The sequence below is a fragment of the Falsiroseomonas algicola genome, assembly GCF_011040385.1.
In the GTDB taxonomy this organism is placed as follows: Bacteria; Pseudomonadota; Alphaproteobacteria; order Acetobacterales; family Acetobacteraceae; genus Falsiroseomonas; species Falsiroseomonas algicola.
Window position 1 is genome coordinate 513,852 of the sequence record NZ_JAAIKB010000001.1, and the last position, 24,722, is coordinate 538,573.

Consider the following 24,722-nt stretch of genomic DNA (forward strand, 5'->3'; position numbering starts at 1 on the left):
GCATACCACTGAACTGTATTCGCGAGGCGACTAGCCAAAAACCAGCCCGTCAAATGATACGCAAAGCCATGCCAGTTTGAATAGCCGGTTGATTGCCATACAGTGCTCCGATGGCGCGTGCGCACCTTACCCCCTCCCCATCCCCACCACCCCCATCTCCCCCATCGTCTCCGCCAGCGCCTCCAGCGCCCGCCCGATATCCGCCTCCGTCACCACCCCGATGCAGGCGATCCGGAAGGTGTTCGCCGCCGCGAGCCGCCCCGGGAAGATGATGAAGCCGCGCCGCTTCATCCCCTCATACAGCGCCTTGAAGGAGTATCCGGGGTCCAGCGGCTCATGGAAGGTCGCGACGATCGGCGACGCGACGGCGTCTTCCAGCAGCGTCCGAAACCCCATCTGGCGCATGCCATCCACGAGGCGGCGCCAGCTGCGGTGGTAGCGGGCGTGGCGGCCCTCGATGCCGCCTTCCTCCTCGTGCTCGCGTAGCGCCTCGGCGAAGGCCAGCAGCAGGTGCGTCGCCGGCGTGAAGCGGAACATCCCTGTGCGGTCGAGGTGCTGGTTCTGGTCCCAGAGGTCGAGCGTCAGGCTATGGGCGTTGCCCTTCGCCTCCTCCAGCGCCGACTTCTTCGCCACGATCCAGGCGAGCCCCGGCGGCGCCTGCAGCCCCTTGTTGGCGGAACAGATCACGGCATCGAAGGACAGCGTCCGCGCATCCAGGCGGAAGGCGCCGAAGCTCGCCACCGCGTCGATCAGCAGGCCCTTGCCCAGGCGCCGGCAGACCGCGGCGATGGGCTCGATCGGGTTCAGGATGCCGGTGGAGGTCTCGCAGTGGACGAGCATCACATGCGTGATGCCGGGGTCGGCGGCGATCGCGGCCTCGAACTGCTCGGGCGTCGGCGGCGTGTAGGGGGCGGTGCGGAAGCTGGTGTAGGGGGTGCGGATGCGGCGCGCGATCTCCACCAGGCGGTCGCCATAGACGCCGTTGGTGTGGATGAGCAGCTTGCCATTGGCGGGGACGAAGGTGCCGATCACGGCCTCCGTCCCCGAGGTTCCGCTGCCCACCAGCGGAATCGCCGTGTGCGTGCCCTGCGCGTTGCAAAGGCCGAGCAGGTATCGCCGCGACCAGGCGATGGTCTCCTGCATCGCGGGCTCGCCGGAGGCGAGGTCCCGCAGCATGGCGCGCTTCACGCGGGCGGAGAGGGTGACGGGACCGGGGGTGAGCAGCAGGGGCTCGTCCTCGATCCGCACCGACTCGACATGGTCCATCGCGCAACTCCTCCGCCGCCCGGGGCATCGTGGCGGCGGAGGGTGCGGGCTACAAGCGCAGCGCCGCCAGGTCGATCGCGCTGCCCATCGCGACATAGCCCGCGCGATTCGGGTGCAGCTTGTCACCGGGGCCGCCCGTGGTGCTGTCGGGCACGAATTCGGGCCTGAGCTGGCCCGTCGCGCTGTCCAGCGTCGCGCCGTCGAAATCGGCCACCGCGTCGAAGACGCCGCCGTTCCGGATGAAGTCGTTGAGCGCGCGGCGCTTCTGGTCCTGCTCCGCGAAGCCATGCGCGGCGCTGGTGCTGCCGAGCGCGGTGGTGACGGTCGCGCCGATCACGCGGATGCCCGGCAGCTTCTCCCGCAGGGTCGCGACGCCGCGGCGCATGCCGGCGATCACCGCCTCGGCCGTCGCGTTGCCGTTGCGGGAGAAGTCGTTGGTGCCCTCCAGCCAGATGAGGTGCGTGACGCCCGAGAGGGTGATCACGTCGCGTTCCAGCCGCGCCAGCGCCGAGGGCCCGCCCGGGAAGGGCGTGGCGGGCGTGTATTCCGGCGGCCCCACCACCTGGTTGCCGCCGATGCCCGCATTCACCACGGCGACGCGGTTGGGCTGGGCGCCGTGCAGGCGGCGCTGGAGCACATCGGGCCAGCGGTCATCGCCATTCATGGTGCTGGCGGTGCCATCGGTGATGCTGTCGCCGAAGCAGACGATCACGGGCGTCGCCGCCGGCATCATCATGTCCACGGCATCGAGGAAGAACCAGGAGGCGGTCGGATGCGGGAAGGCGGCGTCCGTCTCCTCCGCCCCGCGCGCGCCGGCGCCGGGCGCCGTGGCGTAGGAGGTCTGGAGCGCCTTGGCGTGCCAGGTCATCGGCCCGCTGCTGCCGGCCACGTGGAAGGAGACAGCGAGCTTGCGCCCCGCCAGCAGGGGCGAGGCCGGATCGGCGGCGAAGGGCAGCGCCACGGCGTCGCTCCAGGCATCGCGGCCGGGGGCGATGGTGATGCTGCCTTGCCCGCCGAAGCGGACGGGCTGGCTGGTGCCGGGCATCACGGTGGCGCCGCCATGCTGCAGGCCCACGAAGACGCCATCCAGGGTCAGCGGCCTGGTGCCGAGCGCGTTGGAGAAGCGGAAGCGCGCCTGCGGGCCCCAGACCGTGGGCCGGACGATCATGCGCAACGACTGGTCGCGCGCGCCCTCGGCCGGGGTCGGGAAGGCGAAGGACTGGTTGGGCTGGGCCGAGGGATTGCCCACGGGATAGGGCCCCTGGACGGAGGCCGCCCAGCTGGTGGCCCAGCGTCCCGGCGCGGCGGTCTGTGCCAGGGCTGGCGTGGCCGCGGCGGCGGCCATCAGCGCGCCCACCGCGCGGCGCGGCATGCGGAACTCGGACATGGTGCTTCCTCCATCGCCGCCGGGTTGGCCCCGGCGGCGAGGGGAAGGCTGGCACGCATCACGCCGCCAGGGAATGCGGCACGTCGCGGGCGACCTCCGCCAGGATGGCGAAGGAACGGAGCCGCGCCTGGTGGTCATGGATCTGCGCGGTCACCATCAGCTCATCCGCGCCGGTGCGGGCGATGAAGTCGGCCAGGCCGCGCTTCACGGTTTCCGGCCCGCCGACGATGGAGCAGGAGAGCGAATGCGACAGCATGGCCTGGGCCTGCGGGTCCAGGATCATGTCCGCGCGCGGCGGCGGCAGCTTGCCCGGCGTGCCGCGGCGGAGGTTGAGGAAGGCCTGCTGAAGCGAGGTGAAGAGCAGTCGGGCCTCTGCATCCGTCCCCGCGGCGAAGACGTTCACGCCGAGCATGACATGCGGCTTCGCGAGGCGCTCCGAGGGCCGGAAGCGCTCCCGGTAGATCGCGACGGCATCCATCATCTGCGCCGGCGCGAAGTGGGAAGCGAAGGCGTAGGGAAGGCCGAGCATGGCGGCGAGCTGCGCGCCATAGGTGGAGGAGCCGAGGATCCAGGCCTCCACGCTCTCCCCCGCACCCGGCACCGCGACCAGGCGCTGGCCGGGCTCGGCCGGCTTGAAGTAGTTCAGCAATTCGACGACGTCGCGTGGGAAGTCCTCGACATCGCCATCGAGGTTGCGGCGCAGCGCCCGCGCCGCCAGCTGGTCCGACCCCGGCGCGCGGCCGAGGCCGAGATCGATCCGGCCGGGGTGCAGCGCGGCGAGCGTGCCGAACTGCTCCGCCACCATCAGCGGCGCATGGTTCGGCAGCATGATGCCGCCGGCGCCGATGCGGATGGTCCGCGTCGCGGCGCCGACATGGGCCAGCGCCACGGCCGTCGCCGCGCTCGCGATGCCGACCATGTTGTGGTGCTCCGCCATCCAGTAGCGGGTGTAGCCGAGGCGCTCCGCCTGCTGGGCCAGCGAGGCCGAGTTGCGCAGCGCGTCGCCGGCGTTGCTGCCTTCGGGAATGGGGGAGAGGTCGAGGACGGAGAGCTTTGCCATGGCCGCCATATGGTGCCTGGTCAGGCCTCGGGGAAGCGGGAGAGCCAGTGGCGGGCGATGCTGTCGCGCCGCGCGAACCAGGCGCCGCCCTTGTCGCGCATATGGCGCAGCAGCCGGTCCAGCCCGGCGATGCGGCCGGCGCGGCCTATCATGCGGAGGTGCAGGCCGATGGAGAGCATGCGGGGATGGTCCGCGCCCTCGGCCCAAAGCGCGTCATAGGCATCGACGCAATACTCCGTGAAATGCGCGGCAGTGGTGAAGCGCTGGCTGCCCTGGTGGAAATGCATGTCGTTGGTGTCGAAGCTGTAGGGCAGCACCAGGTGCCGCGTGGCGCCGACGCGCGTGAAGAAGGGCAGGTCGTCGCTGTAGGCGTCGCTGTCGTAGAGGAAGCCGCCGTGTTCCAGGAGCAGGCGGCGGGTGTTGGCGGAGGGCGCGGACCTTGTGTGCCAGCCGATCGGCGCGGTGCCGCAGGCGTCCCGGATGGCGGCGACGGCGCGGGCGATGGTGGCCCTTTCATGCGCCTCCTCCATTCCCGCATGGCGTTCCCAGCGCCAGCCATGGCAGGCCACCTCATGCCCCCGCGCCACCGCATCCTGCGCCAGCCAGGGCGAACGCTGGATGGCACGGCCGCAGGCGTTCAGCGTGGAGGGCGCGCCATGCGCGTCCAGCACCCGCATGATTCGGTGGTAGCCGACGCGGGTGCCGTATTCGAAATGCGTGTCGCGGCAGGGATCGGGGCCGCCCTTCACCTCATCCGTCACCTCATAGACCGCCTCGTTCCGCTCATCGCCATCGATGATGGAAAGCTCCGCCCCTTCCTCGACATTGACGACGAAGGAGACGGCGACGCGCGCGCCGCCCGGCCAGCGCGGGTCCGGCGGGTTGGCGCCATAGCCGAGGAAGTCGCGGGTGTCGGTGGTCAAGGGCGGGGCTCCGGCGAGTCGGGAGCGGGTATCCTATATCGCCATCGCATAGGCCGGGCGGCGGGGATCGGCGGCGGCGGCGATCAGCCCGCTGGCGGGCTCGGTGCGGATCACCTCCACGCAGCCGGCCAGCGCGGTCCATTCGGGCCAGTCGGCGATGACATGGCCGCGCGCGGCCAGGGCCTCCCGTGTCTCCGCCGGAATGCGCGCTTCCAGCGAGACGCGGCCCGGGAAGTAGTCATGCGGCGAGGAGGAGGAGGGGAAGGCATAGGTCGCGATGCGCGGCGCCTCCACCGCGGCCTGCGGCTCCATGCCGAAATGCAGGATGTTCAGCAGGACCTGGAGCATGGCCTGGGGCTGCACGTCATTGCCCGGGGAGCCGAAGGGCATGATGCCGCCATCCGCGAGTTCCACCATCGCCGGATTGGGCGTCAGCCGCGGCCGCTTGCCGGGCGCGTAGCCCGCGGGGTGCGTCGGATCGGGCCGGTTCTGCGAGCCGCGCCCCGAGACCATCAGCCCCGTCCCCGGCACCAGCGGCCCGGTCCAGGACCCGTCCGACGGCGTGGCGGAGACCGCATTGCCCCAGCGATCCACGACGCAGACATAGGAGGTGCCGGCCTCGACCGGCGGCTCCTCCTCCGCCGAGACCGGCGGGTTGGCGTTCTCGCCCAGGCCGATCAGCCGCTCCGGCATCCCCGGATGGGCGCGGGCGGGATCGATGGCGGCGGCGCGGCGCGCGATGTGCGCCGCCGACAGCATCTCCGCGATCGGCACATCGACGAAGTTCGGGTCGCCCACATGGTATTCGCGATCGGCGAAGGCGCCCTTCAGCGCCTCCGCGATCACATGCAGGTACTCCGGCGAGTTGTGGGCCAGGCCATCGAGGCCGTGCCGCTCCGCGATCAGCAGCGATTCCAGCAGCGCCGGGCCCTGGCACCAGGGGCCGCAGCCCAGCACGCGGTGGCCGCGCCAATCGACGGCGAGCGCGGGCTCGATGGGCGAGCGGTAGGCGGCCATGTCCGCCATGGTCAGGTAGCCGCCCTCCCGCGCCTGGAAGGCCGTGATCTCCCGCGCCAGATCGCCCTGGTAGAAGGCGGCGCGGGCGGCTTCCAGCCCGGCCTCCCGCCCCCGCCCCGCGGCGGCCTTCTCCTCATCCATCATGTAGGCCAGCGACCGCGCCAGGTCCGCCTGCACGAATTTCTCGCCGACGCGCGGCGCGCGGCCGCCGGGGTGGAAGATCGCGGCGTTGTAGTCCCAGCGCGCATAATCCGCCTGGCGCTTGGACAGGCTGTTGTGCAGCAGCCCATAGACCGCGAAGCCCTCCGCGGCGAAGCGCCAGGCGAAGCCCGCGATGTCGCTGAAGCTCATCGTCCCATGCCGCCGCAGCGCCGTGATCCAGGCATCGGGTGCGGCCGGCACCACCGTCCGCAACACGCCGGGCGGCATCTTCCCCCCATGCTTTTCCCGGAACAGGTCGGGCGGGATGGAAGCCGGCCAGGGGCCGAGCCCGACGATCGTCTCCACCCGCCCATCCGCCATGCGGATCATGATCGGCGCCACCCCCGCGACGCTCACGATATCCGGCTGCAGCACGCCGAGCGCGAAGCCCGCCGCGCAGGCCGCATCCACCGCATTGCCGCCGCCCTCCAGCACCGAAAACGCCGCCGCGGTGGCGAGGTAGTGGCCCGCGGAGACGGCATGGCGCGTGCCCGCGATGGTCGGCCTGGTCAATGGCATCTCGACGTTTCCTTCAGTCAGCCCGGCTTTCAGTCAGCCCTGGCGCCGGAACGCTTCACCACATCCGTCCAGCGCGCGATCTCCACCGGCAGGAAGGCGGCGAAATCGGCGGCGGAGAGCGAGCGCGGCCGCATCCCCGCGGCCACCATCTGGTCGCGGAAGCGCGGGCTCTCCGTCACGCGCCGGATCGCCTCCGCCGCCGTCGCCACCACCTCCGGCGGCGTGCCGGCGGGCATGGCGAAGCCGAGCCATCCGCTGGCCTCATAGGCCGGATAGCCCACTTCGGCGAAGGTCGGCACATCCGGCAGCAGCGGGTCCCTGCCCTGCCCCGTCGTCGCCAGCGCGCGGATGGTGCCGGCGCGGATGCCCGGCAGCAGCGCGTTGATGGTGTTGAAGGTCGTCTCCACCTGGCCGCCGAGCAGATCCGTGATGGCCTGCGGGCTGCCGCGATAGGGCACATGCGTGATGTCCACCCCTGCCACCAGGCGGAACAACTCGCCCGCCATATGCGTGGAGGACCCGCTGCCGGCGGAAGCCCAGTTCAGCGCGCCGGGCCTCGCCCGCGCCGCCGCCACCACATCCGCCACGCTGCGGAAGCGGCTATCCGCCCGCACCGCCAGCGCGCAATCATTGCTGGCGCCAAGCCCGAGCGGCGCGAAGCTGGTCAGCGGGTTGTAGGGCACGTCCGGGATGATCGCCGGCGCGATCGCCAGCGACGACGAATTCACCACCCCCATCGTGTAGCCATCGCGCGGCGCCTTCGCCAGCACATCGGTGCCGAGCGTCCCGCCCGCGCCGAAGCGGTTCTCCACCACCACCGGCTGGCCCCAGGCCTCCGACAGCGCCTGCGCCACGGCCCGGCCGAGGATGTCCATCCCCGCCCCCGCCGCGGCCGGGACGATCATGCGCACGGGGCGCGAGGGCCAGGCAGGCTGCGCGCGCACCGCACCCGGCAGCGCCAGTCCGAGCCCCGCCAGCATCGCCCCGCGCCGTGTCAGAAGCACCCGCATGCGCGCCCCCTCGCTCCGTGTCGCGAAAGCCTAGTCCCCCGTCGCCACCACGGACAATCACCGCAACCGGCATCAGCGTGATGCCGCGGCACCAGCGCCCGCCTGCCGCGTTACCCGCGCGAACGGGAACGGGGCAGCCCCATGCGCGCGCAGGTGGAGAAGACGAGCTGGATGATCGCGGCGGCCGCCCTCGCGGGCGCGCTTGCCTTGCAGGCCGCGAACCGGCCCCCGCCACCGCGCCGCATCCCCGCCGGACGCGGCACCACCGAAACCCCGCCCCAGGACAGTTCCGGCGCCGGCAGCAACGCCGCCACCCCTTCCGAGATTCCCGCCCGTGGCTGGTGGGACATCCTGAAGCGCGCCGTGATGGAAGCCGGCAGCGACAGGCTGCTGACGGAGGCCGCGGGCGTCACCTTCTACACGCTCCTCGCCCTCTTCCCCGGCATCGCGGCGCTCGTCTCGCTCTACGGCCTCATCGCCGATCCCGCGACGGTGTCCGACCACCTCGGCGCGCTGGCGGGCTTCATCCCCGGCGGCGGGATGGAGATCATCAACGAACAGGTCACGCGCATTACCTCCAAGGAACAGGCGACACTCGGCCTTTCGGCCCTGATCGGCCTGGCGCTCTCCCTCTGGAGTGCGAACCAGGCGGCGAAGGCACTCTTCGATGCGCTCAACGTCGTCTATGAGGAGAAGGAGAAACGCTCCTTCATCCGCCTCAACCTGGTCAGCCTGACCTTCACGATCGGCGGCATCCTCTTCGCCGTGCTCGCCATGGGCGCCGTCATCGCGCTCCCCGTGCTGCTGACCGCCATCGGCCTCGGCACCGCCACCGAAACCCTGCTGCGCTGGGCGCGCTGGCCCCTGCTGCTGGTCGGCATCGCCCTCGCCCTCGCCTGCCTCTACCGCTGGGGGCCGAGCCGCGCCGAAGCGCGCTGGCGCTGGGTGACCTGGGGCAGCGCCTTCGCCGCCATCGCCTGGATGATCTTCTCCGCCGGCTTCTCCTTCTACGTGGAGAACTTCGGCACCTACAACGAAACCTACGGATCGCTCGGCGCCGTCATCGGCTTCATGACCTGGATCTGGCTCTCCGCCGCCGTCGTGCTCTTCGGCGGCGAACTGAACGCCGAAGCCGAACACCAGACCGCCCGCGACACGACGACAGGACCGGAACTCCCCATGGGCACGCGCGACGCCCGCATGGCGGACCGGGTAGCGCCGGGGTGAGAAGGGTTGCGCTGGCTGCCTCGGGGAAAGGGCTCCGCCCCTTCCCCGAACCCCTTCCCCGCCGAGGGGCAGCGGCCCCTCGGAACCCATGAGATCGGTGGATGAAGGGAGGGGCGCGGCGCGACCGCGTGTTCGGCACGCGCTCCGTGCCCCTCCCTTCATCCACCGATAACCTCGCGGTCCAGGGTCCCGCTGGACCCTGGCGCGGGAGAGGTCCGGAGAGGGGTGCGCAGCCCCTCTCCGGAAGCCACCCGCGCGCCCTGCGTTCACCCCCGCGCCCCCCGGGCCAGCGTGCGGCGCGCGCGTTCGACGATGGGCAGGTCGATCATGGCGCCTTCGAAGGCGACGGCGCCGAGGCCCTTCGACAAGGCGTCTTCGAAGGTGGCGATGAGGCGGCGGGCGCGGTCGAGTTCGGCGGGGGTGGCGCCGTAGATCTCGTTGATGAGGGGGACGTGGGCGGGGTGGATGCAGGAGGCCGTGGCGAAGCCGAGGTTTTTCGCGCGGGTGAGCGCGGCGCGATAGGCGTCGAGGTCGTCGATCTGGGCAAGGGCGCCGAGGGAGCCCATGGGCAGGATGTTGGCGCTGCGGGCGGCGGCGATGCAGTGCATGGCCCAGACATACATGCTGTCGGCGGAGGGGATGCCGCCGAATTCGGTGGCCAGGTCCTCGGCGCCGACGGCCAGCGCCGCCATGCGCGGATCGGCGGCGGCGATGGCGTAGAGGTGGGGGAGCGCGGCGGCGGTTTCGGCGAGCGCCAGGAAGCGTGTGCGGCCGAGGGGGATGCCGTGGGCGGCTTCGCGCGTGGCGACGACTTCGGAGAGCAGGCGGATGTGCTCGGGGCCCATGACCTTGGGCAGGATCAGGCCGGTGGCGCCGGCGGCGACCGCGGCGGCGATGTCTGGGAGCGCCAGGTCGAGCGGGCGGTTGATGCGGACGATCACGTCGGCGCCGGACTGGGCGACGCGGGGTGCGGCGGCGGCCAGGGCGTTGCGGGCGGCGTCCTTGGCATCGGGCGGGATGCTGTCCTCGAGGTCGAGGATGATGGCGTCGGCGCCCCGCGTATGCGCCTTGGCGATGAAGCGTTCGGCGGTGGCGGGGACGAAGAGGAGGGAGCGCCAGTTCGGGGTCATGCGGTGGGGGCTTTCGCGGCGCCGGCTTCCATCATCGCGGCGATCTGGGTGTCGTCGTAGCCGAGTTGCGCGAGGAGTTCGCGCGTCTGCGCGCCGAGGCGCGGGGCCGGCAGCTTGTCCTCGCGCATGCCGCCGCTGAAGCGGTTCGGCGTGCGGGTGCGGCGGAGCGCGCCTTCGGTCGGGTGGTCCTCGGGCTCGAAGAAATTCACGTCCGCCAGGTGGGGGTCGGCCATGAGGTCCTCGAAGGTGTTGTAGCGGGCGCAGGGGATGTCGCGCGGACCGAGGATGGCGAGCCATTCATCGGTGGTGCGGCTCGCCATCGCCGATTTGCGGATGCTGAAATAGTGCGCGGCATTGGCGGTGCGGGCGCTCGCGCTGTTGAGGCGCGGGTCGTGCCTGAGTTCCGGCTGGCCGATGGCGTCGAAGAAGGCGAAGGCCTGGGCGTCCGTGTTGGGGCCGATGGTGATGAAGCCGTCCTTGGTCGGCAGCGGGCGGTAGTCCGGGCTCAGCAGGCGGTTGTCGCCGGAGGGGCCGGCGGGCGGATCGAAGGTCGCGGCGCCCATGTGTTCGCTCATGACGAAGGACGCCATATTCTCGAACATCGGGACCTCGATCGCCTCGCCGATGCCGGTGCGTTCGCGGCGAAACAGGGCGAAGCCGATGCATTGCGCGGCGATCAGGCCGGTGACGTGGTCCGTCATCACCATGGGCACGAAGCGCGGTTCGCCCGTGGCGCGGTGGAAGGTGGCGGCGACCCCCGACAGGCTCTGGATGACGGGGTCATAGGCCGGGCGGTTGGCGTAGCGGCCCTCGCTGCCGAAGGCGAGGATGCCGACATGGATGAGGCGCGGGTTCAGCGCGGCCAGCGTCGCGGGATCGAGGCCGAGGCGTTCCAGCGCGTTGGGCCTGACATTGCTGACGAAGACGTCGGCGTTCTCCAGAAGCTTCCGCATCGCCGCCATGCCGTCCTGCTGCTTCAGGTCCAGGCAGATGGAGCGCTTGTTGCGGTTGAACTGGATGAACTTGCCGGACATGCCGGGGTTGCGGCTGCCCTGCGCCAGGCGGCGGAGGATGTCGCCCTCCGGCGGTTCCACCTTGATGACGTCGGCGCCCTGGTCCGCCAGCATCCGCGTGCAGATCGGCCCGACGACCACGGAGGTGAGGTCGATGACGCGGATGCCCTCCAGCGGCCCGCCGCTCATGCGCCGAACTCCGCGGTCATTTCCGCGGCCTGGTGGCCATCCTTGTCGGCGACCCAGGCGCGGAGGGTGTTGCCCTCGGCCGTGCCTTCGAAGCGTGCGGTGTCGCCGACGAAGAGCGGCCGCATGAGGCGGGCGGAGAAGCCGCGCAGCGCGCCGGGCGCGCGCTTCAAAGCGGAATCGAGCAGCAGGTGCATGGTCAGGCCGCCATTCATCACCACGCCGGGATAGCCCTCCGTGCCCCTCGTGTAGTCTGCGTCGTAGTGGATGCGATGCGCGTTCCAGGTGATGGCGCCGTAGCGGAAGACCTGGACGGGATCGAGCAGCGTCGTGTCCGACCAGGCGGCGCCGGTGGGCGCGGGGATGGGCGCGGTGGTGGTGCTGGCGGCACCGGGCGGCACGGCTTCCCGGTAGATCGCGTCGAACTCGTCCACGGCCAGCGTCTGGCCGCGCGCGGTGATGGTGTGGCGCATGGTCAGCACGACGATGGTGCCGCTGCGCGCAGCCTTGGGCGCGATGCCCGCGACCTCAACCGTTTTCGTTGCATCATCGCCGACGCGGAGCGCGCCATGCACCTGCACACGGCGGCCCGCACCCATGCGGCGGGGCAGCGGGATGGGGGGCAGGAACTCGCCCTTCCGCGGATGGCCGTCCGGCCCGATGGCGGAATGCCGCGCCACGTCGCTGAAGAAGAGGTTGAACCAGTGGGAGGGGATCTCGGAGCCCTCCCGGAACGCGTCAGGGTCCAGGTCGAAGGTCCCGGCGATGCGGCGCACGGCGGCGAGCGCGATGCGCTCCTCCACCACGCGCTTGCGGCCGATCCAGCCCGCCAGTTCCGGCATGGCGGCGGCGACGTCCTCCGCGGCGCTCATTCCGCGACGAGCCTCAGGCGGCGGACCAGCGCGGACCAGATCTCGCCGCGCTGGCGGAGGAAGGCGCCGAATTCCTCGGGGCTGTTGGGCACGGCGGGGTCGGCGCCGACGCGGAGGAAGCTGTCGCGCACGCTCTCCGTGCGGAGCGCGTCGTTCAGCGCCTCGTTCATGCGGGCGATGATCTCGGGCGGCGTGCGGGCGGGCACGGCGAGGCCGAAGGCGTTCACGGCCTCATAGCCCGGCAGGGTTTCCGCCACCGTCGGCACCTCCGGCCATTGCGGGTTGCGCTGCGTGCCGGTGACGGCCAGCGCGCGGATGGCGGGGTTGCCCTTCACGGGCTCGGCTTCCGGCAGGCCGAGGCTGCGCGCCTGCACGCGGCCGGCCAGCAGATCCGTCATGCCCTGCGTCGATTGGCGGTAGGGGACGTGCACCATCTCGATCCCCGCCCTCTCCGACAGCAATTCCATCGAGAGATGCGTGGTCGCGCCGACACCGGAGGAGGCGTAGTTGATCCGCCCGGGGTTCGCCTTGGCGTAGGCGATGAACTCCGGAAGCGTGCGCGCGGGCAGGCTGTTGTGCACCAGGATGACGTTCTGCGCGGTGGTGAAGAGGCCGATCGGCGCGAAGTCCCGCTGCCAGTCATAGCCGAGGGTCCGGTAGAGCGCGGCGTTGACGCCACCGAGTGGACCCGTCGAGCCCACCATCATGGTGTAGCCATCGGCCGGCGCGCGGCTGACCAACTCTGCGGCGAGGTTCCCGGCCGCACCCGGGCGGTTGTCGGCCAGCACGGGGGTGCCGAGGCGCTGGGCGATCGCCTCCCCGATCAGGCGGGAGACGACGTCGGTCTGCCCGCCGCCGCCATAGGGAATCACCAGCCGGATCGGCCGTTCCGGCCAGGCGGCGAGCGCCAGGCGCGGCGCCGCCAGGGTGAGCGCGGCGCCAAGCGCGGCGCGGCGTCCGATCAGGACCATGCTTCGCTTCCTCCATTGTCGTTGGAGGAAGCCTAGGCCGGGGAAGGCGCGGCGCGCAGCCCCCCGTTATGCGATCGCAGGCTTCTTGAAAACGCGCAGCATCAGCGCCGTGACCACCGTGCCCGCGACCAATGCCACGACGTAGCCCAGCAGGTGGCTCACGGCGTTCGGGATGGGTAGGACGAAGATGCCGCCATGCGGCACGCGAAGCTCCGCCCCCACCATCATGGACAGCGCCCCCGCCACGGCGGAGCCCACGACGAGCGAGGGGATCACCCGCAGCGGGTCCTTGGCGGCGAAGGGGATCGCGCCCTCGCTGATAAAGGCGAGGCCCAGCACGCCGGCGGCGGGTGCGGCTTCCCGCTCTTCCGCCGTGAAGCGGTCGCGGAAGAGATAGGCCGCGAGCGCCAGGCCCAGCGGCGGCGTCATCCCCGCCGCCATGGCGGCGGCCATGGGCGCATAGACCTCGCTCGCGATGAGCCCCGTGGAGAAGGCATAGGCCGCCTTGTTCACCGGCCCGCCCATGTCGAAGGCCATCATGGCGCCGATGATGAGGCCGAGCAGGATGGCGCCGCTGCCCTGCATGCCGCGGAGGAATTCCGTCAGCGCGGCGAGCGCCGTCGCCACCGGCCCGCCGGCCACGTAGATCATGAAGAGGCCCGTCACCAGCGCGCCCAGCACCGGCAGGATCAGCACGGGCTTCAGCCCCTCCAGCGTGCGGGGCAGCTTCAGGTTGTTGTTGAGCCAGGCGACGAAGTAGCCGGCGACGAAGCCCGCCACGATGCCGCCGAGGAAGCCGGCATTGAGCTGCCCCGCGATCATGCCGCCGATCATGCCGGGCGCGATGCCGGGACGGTCCGCGATGGAATAGGCGATGTAGCCGCCGAGTGCCGGCACCATCAGCGCCAGCGCCGCGCGCCCGCCGATCTGGAACAGCGCGCCGGCGAAGGTGCCCTTATGCGCGTCGTCGAAGGCGTAGATGCCGCCGAAGGCGAAGGCCAGCGCCACCAGCAGCCCGCCCGCCACCACGAAGGGCAGCATGAAGGACACGCCCGTCATCAGGTGCTTGTAGGGGCCGGTCAGCTGCTTCTTGCCGGGCGCGGGCGCGGCGGCGGCGGTGCCGCCCTGCACGGTCGCTTCCGCGAAGGCGCGCTGCACCAGCGCCTGGCCGCCATTGATCGCGGGCTTGGTGCCCGAGAGGAAGACGCGCTTGCCGCCGAAGCGCGCCAGGTCCACCTGCGTATCGGCCGCGATCAGCACCAAATCGGCGGCCGCGATGTCCTCCGCCGTCAGCGTGTTCTGCGCGCCGACGGAGCCCTGCGTCTCCACCTTGATGGTGTGACCGAGCGCCCTGGCCGCGCCCTCCAGCCCCTCCGCCGCCATGAAGGTGTGCGCGATGCCGGTGGGGCAGGAGGTGATGGCGACGATCCGCTTCGCGCCAGACGCCGCCGGCACGGCGGGCGACAGGGTGCGGTCCAGCACCGCGACGGCATCGGCCAGCACATCCTCCACCTTCGCGCGGATCGGCTTGAGGCCAGTCAGCGCCTCCGGCGCCGCGGCATCGCCGACCAGCAGCAGGGCATCGGCCTCCGGCTGCGCGGGCAGCGGATGAAGCACGCCGGTGGGGGTGCGGATTTCCACTGTCAACTCACGCCCCCCCTTGCGGGCGGCCTGGCGCAGCGCTTCCGCTGCCAGCATGGCCTGGACGGGGTTCTCGCCCCCATCCACGACCGCGATCACGCCGGACATGGTCATTCCTCCGTCAGTCGATGGGGTCGGCGGCGAGGGTGGCGGCGATCGCCTCCACCGCCGCACGGCCGGGGATCTGGGCGCCGGTCTTCCGGAGCTTGCCGGCGGCGAAGGCGGTGGCGCGGCAGGCGAGGGCCGGGAGTGGCAGCTTCTCCGCCAGCCCCGCGACGATGCCCGCCACCATGGCGTCACCCGCGCCGACGCTGCTGGTCACGGGCACCGAAGGCGGCTTCACCCGCAGCGCGGCGTCCGCGGTGACGAACAACGCCCCCTCCCCGCCCATGGAGACGACGACCAGCCCGACTCCCTGCGCGACCAGCCGGCGCGCGGCGGCGAGCAGGGCGGCGGTGTCGGGCAGCGCGTGGCCGACCAGCCCTTCCAGCTCATGCCGGTTCGGCTTGACGGCGTGCGGCATCACGGGTCCCGCCAGCAGCGCCTGCAGCGGCCCCCCGCTGGCATCCGCCACCACGCGCACGCCGCGCGCCGCCAGCGTCGCGGTGAGGCGCGCATAGATGTCAGGCGCCACGCCGCGCGGCAGGCTGCCGGACAGCACGGCGATGTCGGTCGCGCGCTGGACCTCCGCGATGCAGGACTCGACCGCGCCGGCATCCGGCGCCAGGCCCGGCATGTTGATGTCCGTGGTCTCGCCGCTCGTGCGATCCAGGATCTTGATGTTGGTCCGCGTCTCGCCGGGGATGCGGATGCAGCGATCGGCGATCAGCTTCTCCCGGAACAGGCTGCGGAAGATCGAATCATTGTCGGCGCCGAGCAGCCCGGTCGCGGTGACATCCGCCCCCCAATCCGCCAGGCAGGCCGCGACATTGATCCCCTTCCCCGCGGCGTGGCGTTCCGTGTGCAGCGCCGTGTTCACCGCGCCGGGGCGAAGCGCCTCCAGCGTCACCGTCGCATCGATGGCGGGGTTGAGCGTGAGGGTGAGCATCACGCCGCCGCCTGCTCCGCCGGGGCGAGGTCGGCTTCCAGCGCGCGGACCTCATCGGCCGTCGCGCACTCCAGCGCCTTGGCCGCCACGGCCTGCAGCTGGTCCATGGAGGCACCGCGCAGCGCGGCCTTCACGGCGGGGATGTCGCGCGGCGTCATGGAGAGTTCGCGCACGCCCATGCCGGCCAGCAGCGCGGCCCCGAAGGGCTCCCCGGCCAGGCCGCCGCAGACGCCGGTCCATTTCCCCGCGCGCTCCGCCGCCTGCACGGTCATGGCGATCATGCGCAGCACGGCGGGATGGAGGCTGTCGGCCTCCGGCGCCAGCTCGGGATTCTGGCGATCCATGGCGAGCACGTATTGCGTCAAATCGTTGGTGCCGATGGAGAAGAAGTCCACATGCTTCGCCAGCGCATCGGCCTGCACGGCGGCGGCGGGGACCTCCACCATGATGCCGACCGGCACTTCCGGCGCACCGACCGCGGCGCGGATGCGGTCGCAGGCGGCGCGGAGCGCCACCACCTCCGCTACCGAAGTCACCATCGGGAACATGATGGACAGCGCGCCACCCGCGGCGGCCGCGCGATACAAGGCGCGGAGCTGCGGCTCCATCAGGTCCGGCCGGCGCAGCAGCAGGCGGGCACCGCGCACGCCGAGGAAGGGGTTGGCCTCCACCGGCAGGCGGAGATGCGGCACCTGCTTGTCGCCGCCGATATCCAGCGCGCGGACGATCAGCGGCTTGCCCTGTAGCGCCTCGATCATCGCGCGGTAGGTCGCGAATTGGCTGTCCTCATCCGGCGTGACGCCGGATTCGAGGAACAGGAACTCGGTCCGCATCAGGCCGACGCCCTCCGCGCCCTGGGCGAGGGCGAAGGCGGCCTGGTCGGGCAGGTTGATGTTGGCCGCGACCTCGATCCGCGTGCCGTCGCGGGTGGCGGCTGGCTCGGCGCGCTGCGCGGCCTCCCGCGCGCGCCGCTCCGCCTGGCGGGCGATGAAGCTGCGGGCGGCGGAGAGGTCGGCCTCGGTCGGATCGAGATGCAGGCGCCCGGCGATGCCATCGATGATGGCCTCCGTGCCGGGCTTGAGGTCCATGAGCCCCGCGCCGCCCGCCACCAGGGCGGGCACGCCGAGGGTGCGCGCCAGGATCGCGGTGTGGGAAGTGGGGCCGCCGGTCGCGGTCGCGAGGCCCACCACGCGATCGGGGTCGAGGCCCGCGGTGTCCGACGGCGAGAGATCCTCCGCCACCAGAATCACCTTGCCCTCCGGCAGGTCGGACAGGCTGCCGCCGGCGAGCGAAGGGTCGATCTGGCCGAGCACGCGGCGCCCGACATCGCGCAGATCCGCGGCGCGGCCCGCCAGCACGGGGTTGCCAAGGGCCGAGAGCGAGCCGGCGATACGGTCCACCGCCTGGTGCCAGGACCAGGCCAGGCCATGGCCCTCCACCATCAGCTGGCAGGTGGTGGTGATGAGGTCGGGGTCGTCCAGCAGCCCGGCCTGCGCCTTGAAGATGGCGGCATCGGCGGCGCCGAGACGCCTGCCCGTGTCATCCTCCAGCGCCTTCAGCTGGGCGCGGGTGGCGCGGATGGCGTGTTCCAGCCGGGCGCCGCCCTCGGCCAGCGGCAGGGGCTGGTCGGGGATGGCGACCTGGTGGGACAGCAGCAGGTGCAGCCGGCCGATGGCGAGGCCGGGGCTGGCCCCGATGCCGGCGAGGGTGATGACCGGCCCCGTCGGCTCGAAGCCCTTCGTCGCGGTGGTGGCGCGGCGGGCGGCCATCGCGGCGTCCGCCTTCTCCTGCGCCGAGAGCCCGGTGATGGTGGCGCGGAAGCGCGCGAGGGCCGCGGCGGCGTCACGGCCCTCGGCCGAGACGGTGATGGCGTCGCCGGGGCGGAGCCCGAGTTGCAGCAGGGCGATGAGGGCCGAGGCATCGGCGGCCTGCGCGCCATGGCGCACCTGGATGCGGGCCCCGGTGGCGCGCGCCGCCTCCACCCAGCGCGTGGCGGGGCGGGCGTGGAGGCCCGTGGGGTAGTCGAGCACCCAGTCGAAGCGCTCCGCCAGATCCGTCGCGGCGACGGCAGCGACGTCCGGCGTTTCGGCGCCGAGCGCGGCGATGATCGCGGCGGGGTCGGTGACGGTCAAGAGGCGGGCGAGCGAGGCCTCGTCCTGCATCAGCCGGGTCAGGCGACGGAGGATGGCGATGTGTTCGTCCGACGCCGCGGCGATGCCGACGATGAGATGCGCGCGCTGGCCGGGGTTCCACTCGATCCCGTCGCGGACCTGCAGGATGGCGAGGCCGTTGCGCCGGACCAGGTGGCGGTCGGCGGCCATGCCATGCGGGATGGCGACGCCATGGCCGAGGAAGGTGTTCGCCGCCTGCTCCCGCGCCGCCATGCTGGCGGCATAGGCGGGATCGGTACAGCCGGCGGCGGCGAGGAGCTGCCCGAGTTGCTGGATGGCCGCCGCCTTGTCGGACGGCCGCGCATCGAGGCGCACCAGTTCCGGCGCGATGGCCATGGCGGTGCCGGGGGAGGCGGTCTGGGGCGCTGTATTCGCCATGGATGGACGTTCCTGCCTGCGTTGCGACGAGTGAAAACGTTTCCACTCATCCTGTCAAAGTTTTTTTCGGTGATTGGGCGGTCCATGGCCGGAAATGCGTTGAACCCTGGCGTCGCCCTCGGCATTGTTGGGGGCACGTCCATGAAATCGATCACATCCCCCTCCCCCGTCATCGGCATCAAGGATGTGGCGCGCGCCGCCGGCGTGGCGCCGGCCACCGTATCCCGTGCGCTTGGCAAGGGGCCGATCAGCGACGCGCTTCGCGAACAGGTGATGGAGGCGGTGCGCGCCACGGGCTACCGCCCCAACCTGGCCGCGCGCCGGCTGCGGTCCCAGGAATCCGGGACCATCGGCCTGATGGTCGCGGACATCGCCAACCCCTTCTTCACCGGCGTCGCCCGCGCCGTGGAGCATGCGGCCTTCGAGGCCGGGCTGCGCGTCATCCTCTGCGATTCCGACCGCGATCCGGCGCGGGAGGCCAGCTACCTCCAGCTGATGCAGGCGGAGCGGGTGACGGGCCTCATCATGGCGCCGACCCGCGCCACGGCGCAGCGCCTGGCGGGCATGGCGCTGGATGTGCCGACCGTGCTGATCGACCGCGCCGGCCCGCCAGGCCTGTTCGACAGCGTGCTGCTGGACAATGCGGAGGCCGCTTCGAGCCTGGTGGATCACCTCGTCGCCAATGGCCACACGCGCATCACCGGCCTGTTCGGGGAGACAAGCGACACCGGCCGGGCGCGGGCGGAAGGCTATGCGGCCGCCATGGCGCGGCATGGGCTGTCGCCCGATGCCCGCTTCATCCCGGCCGCGACGCCGCCGGAGCAGGTCGCGCTGGCGGCGCTGCGGGACGGGCCCCCCGGTGCGCTGCTGGCCGCCAACTCCCTGCAATTGCTCGGCGCGCTGCGCGCCACGCGCGAGGCGGGGTTGCGCGTGCCGGGCGACCTCGCGCTCTGCGGCTTCGACAACGAACCCTGGACGGAGCTGGTGGAGCCGGGGCTCACAGTGATCGAGCAGCCGCTGGAGGAGATCGGGCGCGGCGCGATGCGGCTGCTCTTCGACCGGCTGCGGGACCCGGAGGCGCCGGTACGGAAGGTGATGCTCAGCGGGCGGCGCGTGGTGCGGGGATCGACCGCGGCGCGATAGGGATCAGCGGCGGGACCGGCGGCCAGTGGCGCGCTTCGGCTTCGCCTTGGGCCGTGGCTTCGGCGCGGGTTTCGGCTTGCGCGTGGGCGCCGCCGGCTGCGCGATGAGGACGGGCTTCGGCGCAGGGATCCCGGCGGGGCCGGCATAGCGCTGCAGGGTCGCCTCCGCCGCCAGATGCGGATAGGCGCGGGCGCCCTTGGGCCAGGCGCGGGCGAAGGCCTTCACCTCCGCCTGGTCATGCCCGCGGATGGCCTGGACCAGGGCTTCCGCCGCCTGCTGCGGCTTCATCCGCTGCTGGTTCAGCAGGCGGAGATGCCATTCCCGCGCGCGCAGCGGGCACCAATCCACCAGCGATTCCTGCAAGGCACGGCGCACCACCGGCGGCAGCGCCTCATAGGCGCGATAGGCATCGCCCTTCAGCGTGCTGCGGGGCGTGGTGGCCATGCTGTTGTCCATCGGCGGCTTCTATCGAAGCGGCACAGCCTTCGGAACCGCGCGTTGCGCGGCCCTGTCACGCGGTGGCGTAGGCCAGCCGCACGACGCCATCGCCCACCTCGTCATGCGCCAGCAGGCGCAATGGCGGGCGCGGCCCGACGAAGAAGGGCCGGCCATGCCCCAGCGCGACGGGGTGGACATAGAGGTGGTAGCCATCGACCAGCCCGGCCTCCGCCAGGCTCTGCGCCAGGGTCGGGCCGGAGACGGCGATGTCGCCGTCGAGTTCCGCCGTCAGGCGCCGCGCCGCCGCTACGGCATCGGTGACGAGGGTGGCGTTGGGCCCGGGAGCGGCCAGCGTGCCGGACGCCACCCATTTCCGCTGGCCCTGCCAGGCCCGGGCGAAGTCGCGCTGGTCGGCGCTCCATTCCGGCCGATCCTCGTCCCAGTAGCGCATGAGGTCGTAGACGCGGCGGCCGTAGAAGCCGCCCGCCACGCCGCGCACCGCGCCGATCCAGTGGCGGAACAGGGCGGGGCCGGTCGTCATCCGGTCATGGTCCACGAAGCCGTCGAGCGAGACGTTCATGCGGACGATGAGCCGGCCCATGGCGGCTACACCGTCAGCCCGCCATCCACGACGACGGTCTGGCCCGTGACCATCGCCGCACCCGCCAGCAGGAAGACCATCACCTCCGCCAGATCCTCCGGCGTGCAGCGGCGCTTGAGCAGCGCGTTGTCGATGGACGACGCCCGCTGTTCGTTCGTCCACTCGATCATCCAGGTGCTGTCCACGGCGCCGGGCGCCACGGCGTTGACGCGCACCTCCGGCGCCAGGCCGCGCGCCAGGTTCTTCGTCAGGCTGATGACGCCGGCCTTGGTGGCGCCATAGGCCATCGAGGACCCCGGCGAGTTGATCCCGGCGATCGAGGCGGTGTTGACGATGGCGCCGCGCGCGGCCCGCAGCGCCGGTGCCGCGGCCTTGGCGCAACGGAAGACGCCGAGCAGGTTCACCTCGATCACGGCCTGCCAGAGTTCCTCCGTCAGCCGATCCAGCTCATGCGGCGCGACGGTGGTGCGGGTGCCGGGCGTGCCCGCGTTGTTCACGAGGTAGTCGAGCCGCCCGAGATCGGCGACGGCCTTCTCCACCATCGCCGCGGCGCCGGCAGCTTCGGCGACGGAGCCGGGGGCGGAGACGATTCGGGCGCCGGTCTCCGCGGCGAGCTTCGCCACCGCCTCCGGCCCGCGCGGGTCGTCGGCCAGGTGGTTGATGGCCACCGCGCAGCCGCTGCGCGCCAGCAGCGTCGCGGTGGCGAGGCCGATGCCGGATGCGCCGCCCGTGACCAGCGCCGCCTTGCCCTTGAGGTCGTAGGTGATCATGCGCTGCGTCCCTGCCCTGCCATCGTCCCGATGCGCCGGATGGCGCGCTTCAGTTCCATCAGCCGCCGGTCACGCGCCTCGAACAGCGCGGCCGCGTCCTGGCCGCCCCAATCGTAGAAGCCGGCGCCGGCCATGACGCCGGTCTTGCCCTCCGCCACCAGCGCATCCACCGCCTCGCACTTCCCGCGGACGGGCGGCGGTTCGTACATGCGGTTGGCGAGGCTCGCCTGCATGAAGGGCAGGCCGGTGAAGTCGGCCTTGGCCAGCATGCCGAGGATGGGCAGGCGCAGCGCGATGCCCTCGATGATGGCGGTGTCGATCTCCTCCGCCGTGGCCACGCCGTCATCCAGCAGCTTCTGGATCTCGAGCCCGATGGCGGATTGCACGCGATTGGCGATGTAGCCCGGGACGAATTTCCGCATCACCACGGGTGCCTTGCCCATGGCCAGGCAGAGTTCGCGCGCGAAGGCCACGCAGGCTGGGTCGCATTCGGGGCCGCCGACGATGTCCACCAAATCCACCAGATAGGGCGGCGTGTACCAGTGCATGATGATGGCGCGCGCCTGGCGGCGCGCCGGAATCAGCGGGAAGGGATCGAGGTAGCTGGTGTTGCTGGCGATGATCGCGGCCATGGGCGCCACGGCATCGAGCTGCTCGAACAGCACGCGCTTGGCGTCCGGCTTCTCGATGATCGCCTCGACGATCAGGTCCGCCTCCTCCACCGTTTCCGCCAGCGTGGGCAGGCGCGTGACCGCGGCGTGCAGCCATTCGGCGTCGCGGTCGGGCGGCGCCTCCCCGGCCTGCACCAGCGTGGCGAGGGCCGTCTCCATCAGCGGGCCCGCCTTGTCGAGCGTCGCCATGGAATTGTCGGTCAGCCGCACCTCATGCCCGCCCAGCGCATAGACCAGCGCGAGGGCGTGCCCCATCGTGCCGGCGCCGATCACCGCGACCTTGATGGCCATCCTGTCAGTCACTCCGTCGGTGTGTAGGGTTCGGGCGCGCGCGCCTCGATATCGGTGCGGACGTCGATCACGACCGTCTCGTTGGACGCCAGCGCGTCGCGCAGCGCGGGGGCGATGTCCTCCGGCCGCTCGACCACGATGCCGCGCAGGCCGAAGCCGCGGGCGATGGCGGCGAAATCGGCGTGGTCGCCGAAGCGCAGCAGCTCCGCCGCCGCCGCCGGGTCGTTCCCTGCGGCGCGGCGGAGGTTGGGCCAGCCCTGGCCGAAGCCCTGGTTGTTGTTGACCACGCAGACCACGGCGATGCCGAGGCGCTTCGCCGTCTCCAGCTCCGCCAGGTGGTAGTGGAAGGCGCCGTCGCCGGACCAGCATAGCACGGGCCGGTCGGGCGCCGCGCATTTCGCCCCGAGCGCCGCCGGGAAGGCCCAGCCGAGCGAGCCCGCCGCGCGCTGGTAGCCCTGCGTCGAGAGGTCGATCATGGTGCCTGTCCAGATGCCGGAATAGCCGGTATCGGCGACGAGGATGCCGTCCGGCGGCAGCGCCGCGGTGATCTCGGCGCAGAGGCGCGCCGGGTCGATCGGCATGGCGTCGCTCGCCAGCCGCGGGGCGACCGAGGCGCGCCATTCGGCGACCAGCGCCGCCGCTTCCCGCGCGAAGGCCTCGTCGCGCGCAGGCCTGCCGAGCTGGTCGAGCAGTTCCGAGAGCACGGCGCGCGGGTCGCCCAGCAGCGCCACCGTCGCGGGCAGGCTGCGGTCGAAGTCGAGCGGGTCGGCATCCACCTGCACGATGGGAACGCCCGCGCGCGGCAGGCGCCAGCCATGGGTCATCTGGTCGCCGGTGTCGCAGCCCACCAGCAGCACCAGCCCGGCCCCCTCCAGCACGCGGTTGGCCGGCGGCGCCGAATAGGAACCGACCACGCCCGCCACGCGGGGATGCGCCGTCGGCACCAGCGCCCGCGCGCCGAGCGTCGTCAGCACCGGCGCCTCCAGCGCCTCCGCCAGCGCCAGCACCTCCGCCCCGCAGCCCGACAGCATCGCGCCATCGCCGGCCACGATGACGACGCGCTCCGCCGCGACCAGCGCGGCGACGGCGGCGGCGACCGCATCCGGGTCCGGCCCGCCCCGGAAGCGCGGCGCCGTCAGCGCGGACAGGTCGGCGGGCGGGTCCGGCACGCGGCCCTGCTCCACCACCTCCGCCATCAGCCCGTGCAGGTCGAGATGGACGGGCCGCACGGGGACGGAGACGGCGGCCGCCCAGGCCTGGCACAGCAGGCGCGGCAGATGCGCGGCCTCCGCCACCTCCGCCGAGAACTTCGTGACGGCCTGGAACAGAGGCGCGTGCGCCACTTCCTGGTAGGCGTTGCGGTGCTGGGCGGCGTGGGGCTTGCGGCCGGTCAGGGCGATGACCGGGCTGCGGGCGAGATACGCATCCTGCAGCCCGGCGGCGAGGTTCGCCGCGCCCACCGACTGCGCCGCCACCACGCCCGGCCGGCCGCTGACCCGGCCATAGGCATCGGCCATGTAGACGGCCGCCTTCTCCGTATGCGCCAGCACCGGCTTCACGCCGAGCCGCGACAGCGCCATCAGCGTCGGCCGCAGCACGGCATCGACGAAGAAGACGTGGCTCTGCCCGGAAGCCGCCAGGCTTGCGGCCAGCCATTCGGCACCGGTCATCATCGGTCGTTCCCCCATGGCGCGAGCCTGCCCGTGCGGGGCCGGTGGGGCAAGACGCCCACCCTGGGACGCCCGATGCGCCGGCTGGAGCCGGCCGCCCCGCTGCGCGACACTGCGGGCACAGGAGACGCACGGCCGCCCATGTTCTTCACGCCACCCAGCCTGCCGCCGCTCGGCTTCGATCTCGACTGGATCCATGTCGTGGGGTCAGTCCCATCGCAGGGCGAGGCGAAGCTTCTGGACGGCCGTTCCTTCGAGATCAGCTACCGCCATGGCTGGCTGAAACTTACCTGGATCGAGCCGCCCCCCCAGGCGGAGGCGGGATCGGTGTTCTTCGAGCGGGCCGTGGGCCCGGAATACGATGGTTGCATCACGGCGGGGCAGCTTGGTGAACTTCTCGGCCTCCGGCTGCGGGGGCTCCCTCTCCTCATCGGCAGCGCCGGAGACCGGAAGGCGACGGACGCGACCAGCGACCTGTCCGGACGCACGACCTATTGGACAGCGCATGCCTTGCTGACCGCGGCGGATGCGGAAGCGCTTCTTGCGCGCCTGGGGCGCCGCTTCCCCGGCATCGCTGTCCTGAGCCTGGTGACGCAGCATGACGCGGGCGGCGACCCGATCGGGTTCCAGTGGGAGCGGGTGCGGGAGCCCTCCATCGCCGCGGGCCACCACTCGCTCGCCCTACTGCCTGCCATGCCGGACAGCCTGGAGCGAGCGGCCATCGGCGCGGCGCTGGACCGCGGCGGGGTGCAGTTCCGGGCGGGCTGGCACCTCCGGACCAGGCGGGCATTCAACCACCGGCTGACGGTCGGGTCGCGCAGCTACGATCGATCCGGCGTCTTCCCGACCGTCTTCTCGGGACAATTCCTGCGAAGCGAGGCAGCGGGTTCGGCCTTCGTCCACGGCATCGCCGAGGTGCTGGAGGCCTATTGCTCCTGCCGCGTCGTGCTCTTCGACCTTGCCAGCGGCGAGGTCGTGCGCGCCGAGGAGAACCCGAGGATGCGGCATGGCCCGGACTACGCCACATGGTTCCACCAGGCCGATGACCGGCTGCTCGGCGAGCACCAGGATGAATCAGGCCGCTGGTTCGGCTGCCGCCCGGCGTGATGCCGCCCCAG

The 24,722-nt window shown here is 72.0% G+C and carries 21 protein-coding genes; 3 read left to right on the forward strand and 18 right to left on the reverse strand.

All coding sequences use genetic code 11. From position 1 onward, the window contains the following. Positions 1-126: 126 nt before the first annotated feature. From G3576_RS02445 to G3576_RS02470, 6 genes are read right to left on the reverse strand one after another with little or no spacing between them, the layout of a single operon-like run. Positions 127-1,266, reverse strand: a complete 1,140-nt coding sequence (locus G3576_RS02445; RefSeq protein WP_164692722.1) for a 2-aminoethylphosphonate--pyruvate transaminase — start codon at positions 1,264-1,266, stop codon at positions 127-129. A gap of 49 nt (positions 1,267-1,315) precedes the next feature. Continuing rightward, a complete protein-coding gene (locus G3576_RS02450) occupies positions 1,316-2,653 on the reverse strand; it encodes a GDSL-type esterase/lipase family protein (protein ID WP_207622615.1) in 1,338 nt (445 codons plus the stop codon). Between the two features lie 58 nt (positions 2,654-2,711). Next, a complete protein-coding gene (locus tag G3576_RS02455; RefSeq protein WP_164692723.1) occupies positions 2,712-3,713 on the reverse strand; it encodes an LLM class flavin-dependent oxidoreductase in 1,002 nt (333 codons plus the stop codon). 20 nt (positions 3,714-3,733) lie between these two features. Next, the gene (locus G3576_RS02460) at positions 3,734-4,636 is read right to left on the reverse strand and encodes a polysaccharide deacetylase family protein (RefSeq protein WP_164692724.1); all 903 of its coding nucleotides are present in this window, start codon (positions 4,634-4,636) and stop codon (positions 3,734-3,736) included. A 33-nt stretch (positions 4,637-4,669) separates the two neighbouring features. Further along, a complete protein-coding gene (locus tag G3576_RS02465) occupies positions 4,670-6,373 on the reverse strand; it encodes a gamma-glutamyltransferase family protein (protein ID WP_164692725.1) in 1,704 nt (567 codons plus the stop codon). Positions 6,374-6,402: 29 nt separating this feature from the next. Continuing rightward, complete coding sequence (locus G3576_RS02470; protein ID WP_164692726.1) at positions 6,403-7,383, reverse strand: Bug family tripartite tricarboxylate transporter substrate binding protein; 981 nt, start codon at positions 7,381-7,383, stop codon at positions 6,403-6,405. A 141-nt stretch (positions 7,384-7,524) separates the two neighbouring features. Here G3576_RS02470 and G3576_RS02475 point away from each other — a divergent pair, with 141 nt between their 5' ends. Further along, positions 7,525-8,610, forward strand: a complete 1,086-nt coding sequence (locus tag G3576_RS02475; RefSeq protein WP_164692727.1) for a YihY/virulence factor BrkB family protein — start codon at positions 7,525-7,527, stop codon at positions 8,608-8,610. Between the two features lie 266 nt (positions 8,611-8,876). Here the strand turns inward: G3576_RS02475 and G3576_RS02480 are convergent, their stop codons facing one another. The 7 genes from G3576_RS02480 to ptsP all read right to left on the reverse strand — a co-directional run bounded on the left by G3576_RS02480 (position 8,877) and on the right by ptsP (position 18,020). Then, the gene (locus tag G3576_RS02480) at positions 8,877-9,740 is read right to left on the reverse strand and encodes an HpcH/HpaI aldolase/citrate lyase family protein (protein WP_164692728.1); all 864 of its coding nucleotides are present in this window, start codon (positions 9,738-9,740) and stop codon (positions 8,877-8,879) included. Beyond that, positions 9,737-10,942, reverse strand: coding sequence for a CaiB/BaiF CoA transferase family protein (locus G3576_RS02485; protein WP_164692729.1), 1,206 nt, complete (start codon positions 10,940-10,942; stop codon positions 9,737-9,739). The genes G3576_RS02480 and G3576_RS02485 overlap by 4 nt, the downstream gene beginning before the upstream one ends. Next, entirely contained in the window at positions 10,939-11,811 is an 873-nt protein-coding gene (locus G3576_RS02490; protein ID WP_164692730.1) for an FAS1-like dehydratase domain-containing protein, read from the reverse strand. Before G3576_RS02490 ends, G3576_RS02485 begins: the two co-directional genes overlap by 4 nt. Next, complete coding sequence (locus G3576_RS02495) at positions 11,808-12,782, reverse strand: Bug family tripartite tricarboxylate transporter substrate binding protein (protein WP_164692731.1); 975 nt, start codon at positions 12,780-12,782, stop codon at positions 11,808-11,810. Before G3576_RS02495 ends, G3576_RS02490 begins: the two co-directional genes overlap by 4 nt. A 66-nt stretch (positions 12,783-12,848) precedes the next feature. After that, positions 12,849-14,531, reverse strand: a complete 1,683-nt coding sequence (locus G3576_RS02500) for a fructose-specific PTS transporter subunit EIIC (protein WP_164692732.1) — start codon at positions 14,529-14,531, stop codon at positions 12,849-12,851. Between the two features lie 13 nt (positions 14,532-14,544). Next, positions 14,545-15,471: a 1-phosphofructokinase gene (gene pfkB / locus G3576_RS02505; RefSeq protein ID WP_164693289.1), complete on the reverse strand. Its 927-nt coding sequence runs from the start codon at positions 15,469-15,471 to the stop codon at positions 14,545-14,547. After that, positions 15,471-18,020, reverse strand: a complete 2,550-nt coding sequence (gene ptsP, locus G3576_RS02510) for a phosphoenolpyruvate--protein phosphotransferase (RefSeq protein ID WP_164692733.1) — start codon at positions 18,018-18,020, stop codon at positions 15,471-15,473. Before ptsP ends, pfkB begins: the two co-directional genes overlap by 1 nt. 141 nt (positions 18,021-18,161) lie before the next feature. Here ptsP and G3576_RS02515 point away from each other — a divergent pair, with 141 nt between their 5' ends. Further along, a complete protein-coding gene (locus G3576_RS02515; protein ID WP_164692734.1) occupies positions 18,162-19,163 on the forward strand; it encodes a LacI family DNA-binding transcriptional regulator in 1,002 nt (333 codons plus the stop codon). A gap of 3 nt (positions 19,164-19,166) precedes the next feature. On the opposite strand, the gene G3576_RS02520 is transcribed toward G3576_RS02515, so the two are convergent. Genes G3576_RS02520 through G3576_RS02540 form a run of 5 tightly spaced genes read right to left on the reverse strand, consistent with a single transcriptional unit; the run spans position 19,167 to position 23,607 of the window. Then, on the reverse strand, positions 19,167-19,619 hold the full coding sequence (locus G3576_RS02520) for a DUF6525 family protein (protein ID WP_164692735.1): 453 nt from the start codon (positions 19,617-19,619) through the stop codon (positions 19,167-19,169). 55 nt (positions 19,620-19,674) lie between these two features. Further along, positions 19,675-20,202 carry a dihydrofolate reductase family protein gene (locus G3576_RS02525; RefSeq protein ID WP_164692736.1) on the reverse strand — a complete coding sequence of 176 codons (528 nt, stop codon included), beginning with the start codon at positions 20,200-20,202 and terminating at the stop codon, positions 19,675-19,677. Between the two features lie 5 nt (positions 20,203-20,207). Beyond that, on the reverse strand, positions 20,208-20,972 hold the full coding sequence (locus tag G3576_RS02530) for an SDR family NAD(P)-dependent oxidoreductase (RefSeq protein ID WP_164692737.1): 765 nt from the start codon (positions 20,970-20,972) through the stop codon (positions 20,208-20,210). Then, a complete protein-coding gene (locus G3576_RS02535) occupies positions 20,969-21,934 on the reverse strand; it encodes a 3-hydroxyacyl-CoA dehydrogenase family protein (RefSeq protein WP_164692738.1) in 966 nt (321 codons plus the stop codon). Before G3576_RS02535 ends, G3576_RS02530 begins: the two co-directional genes overlap by 4 nt. A gap of 8 nt (positions 21,935-21,942) precedes the next feature. Next, complete coding sequence (locus tag G3576_RS02540; protein ID WP_164692739.1) at positions 21,943-23,607, reverse strand: thiamine pyrophosphate-binding protein; 1,665 nt, start codon at positions 23,605-23,607, stop codon at positions 21,943-21,945. A gap of 138 nt (positions 23,608-23,745) precedes the next feature. Between G3576_RS02540 and G3576_RS02545 the strand changes: the two genes are divergently transcribed. Beyond that, complete coding sequence (locus G3576_RS02545) at positions 23,746-24,711, forward strand: hypothetical protein (RefSeq protein ID WP_164692740.1); 966 nt, start codon at positions 23,746-23,748, stop codon at positions 24,709-24,711. Positions 24,712-24,722 lie beyond the last annotated feature (11 nt).

What these genes read in the sequence shown, in the direction of transcription:
- G3576_RS02445 (WP_164692722.1), bottom strand. Translation starts at nt 1,266, where the DNA reads ATGGACCATGTCGAGTCGGTGCGGATCGAGGACGAGCCCCTGCTGCTC.
- G3576_RS02465 (WP_164692725.1), bottom strand. Translation starts at nt 6,373, where the DNA reads ATGCCATTGACCAGGCCGACCATCGCGGGCACGCGCCATGCCGTCTCC.
- G3576_RS02515 (WP_164692734.1), top strand. Translation starts at nt 18,162, where the DNA reads ATGAAATCGATCACATCCCCCTCCCCCGTCATCGGCATCAAGGATGTG.
- G3576_RS02520 (WP_164692735.1), bottom strand. Translation starts at nt 19,619, where the DNA reads ATGGACAACAGCATGGCCACCACGCCCCGCAGCACGCTGAAGGGCGAT.
- G3576_RS02545 (WP_164692740.1), top strand. Translation starts at nt 23,746, where the DNA reads ATGTTCTTCACGCCACCCAGCCTGCCGCCGCTCGGCTTCGATCTCGAC.
- G3576_RS02455 (WP_164692723.1), bottom strand. Translation starts at nt 3,713, where the DNA reads ATGGCAAAGCTCTCCGTCCTCGACCTCTCCCCCATTCCCGAAGGCAGC.
- G3576_RS02480 (WP_164692728.1), bottom strand. Translation starts at nt 9,740, where the DNA reads ATGACCCCGAACTGGCGCTCCCTCCTCTTCGTCCCCGCCACCGCCGAA.
- G3576_RS02475 (WP_164692727.1), top strand. Translation starts at nt 7,525, where the DNA reads ATGCGCGCGCAGGTGGAGAAGACGAGCTGGATGATCGCGGCGGCCGCC.
- G3576_RS02470 (WP_164692726.1), bottom strand. Translation starts at nt 7,383, where the DNA reads ATGCGGGTGCTTCTGACACGGCGCGGGGCGATGCTGGCGGGGCTCGGA.
- G3576_RS02530 (WP_164692737.1), bottom strand. Translation starts at nt 20,972, where the DNA reads ATGATCACCTACGACCTCAAGGGCAAGGCGGCGCTGGTCACGGGCGGC.
- ptsP (WP_164692733.1), bottom strand. Translation starts at nt 18,020, where the DNA reads ATGGCGAATACAGCGCCCCAGACCGCCTCCCCCGGCACCGCCATGGCC.
- G3576_RS02490 (WP_164692730.1), bottom strand. Translation starts at nt 11,811, where the DNA reads ATGAGCGCCGCGGAGGACGTCGCCGCCGCCATGCCGGAACTGGCGGGC.
- G3576_RS02535 (WP_164692738.1), bottom strand. Translation starts at nt 21,934, where the DNA reads ATGGCCATCAAGGTCGCGGTGATCGGCGCCGGCACGATGGGGCACGCC.
- G3576_RS02540 (WP_164692739.1), bottom strand. Translation starts at nt 23,607, where the DNA reads ATGATGACCGGTGCCGAATGGCTGGCCGCAAGCCTGGCGGCTTCCGGG.
- G3576_RS02525 (WP_164692736.1), bottom strand. Translation starts at nt 20,202, where the DNA reads ATGGGCCGGCTCATCGTCCGCATGAACGTCTCGCTCGACGGCTTCGTG.
- G3576_RS02495 (WP_164692731.1), bottom strand. Translation starts at nt 12,782, where the DNA reads ATGGTCCTGATCGGACGCCGCGCCGCGCTTGGCGCCGCGCTCACCCTG.
- G3576_RS02450 (WP_207622615.1), bottom strand. Translation starts at nt 2,653, where the DNA reads ATGTCCGAGTTCCGCATGCCGCGCCGCGCGGTGGGCGCGCTGATGGCC.
- G3576_RS02485 (WP_164692729.1), bottom strand. Translation starts at nt 10,942, where the DNA reads ATGAGCGGCGGGCCGCTGGAGGGCATCCGCGTCATCGACCTCACCTCC.
- G3576_RS02500 (WP_164692732.1), bottom strand. Translation starts at nt 14,531, where the DNA reads ATGTCCGGCGTGATCGCGGTCGTGGATGGGGGCGAGAACCCCGTCCAG.
- pfkB (WP_164693289.1), bottom strand. Translation starts at nt 15,471, where the DNA reads ATGCTCACCCTCACGCTCAACCCCGCCATCGATGCGACGGTGACGCTG.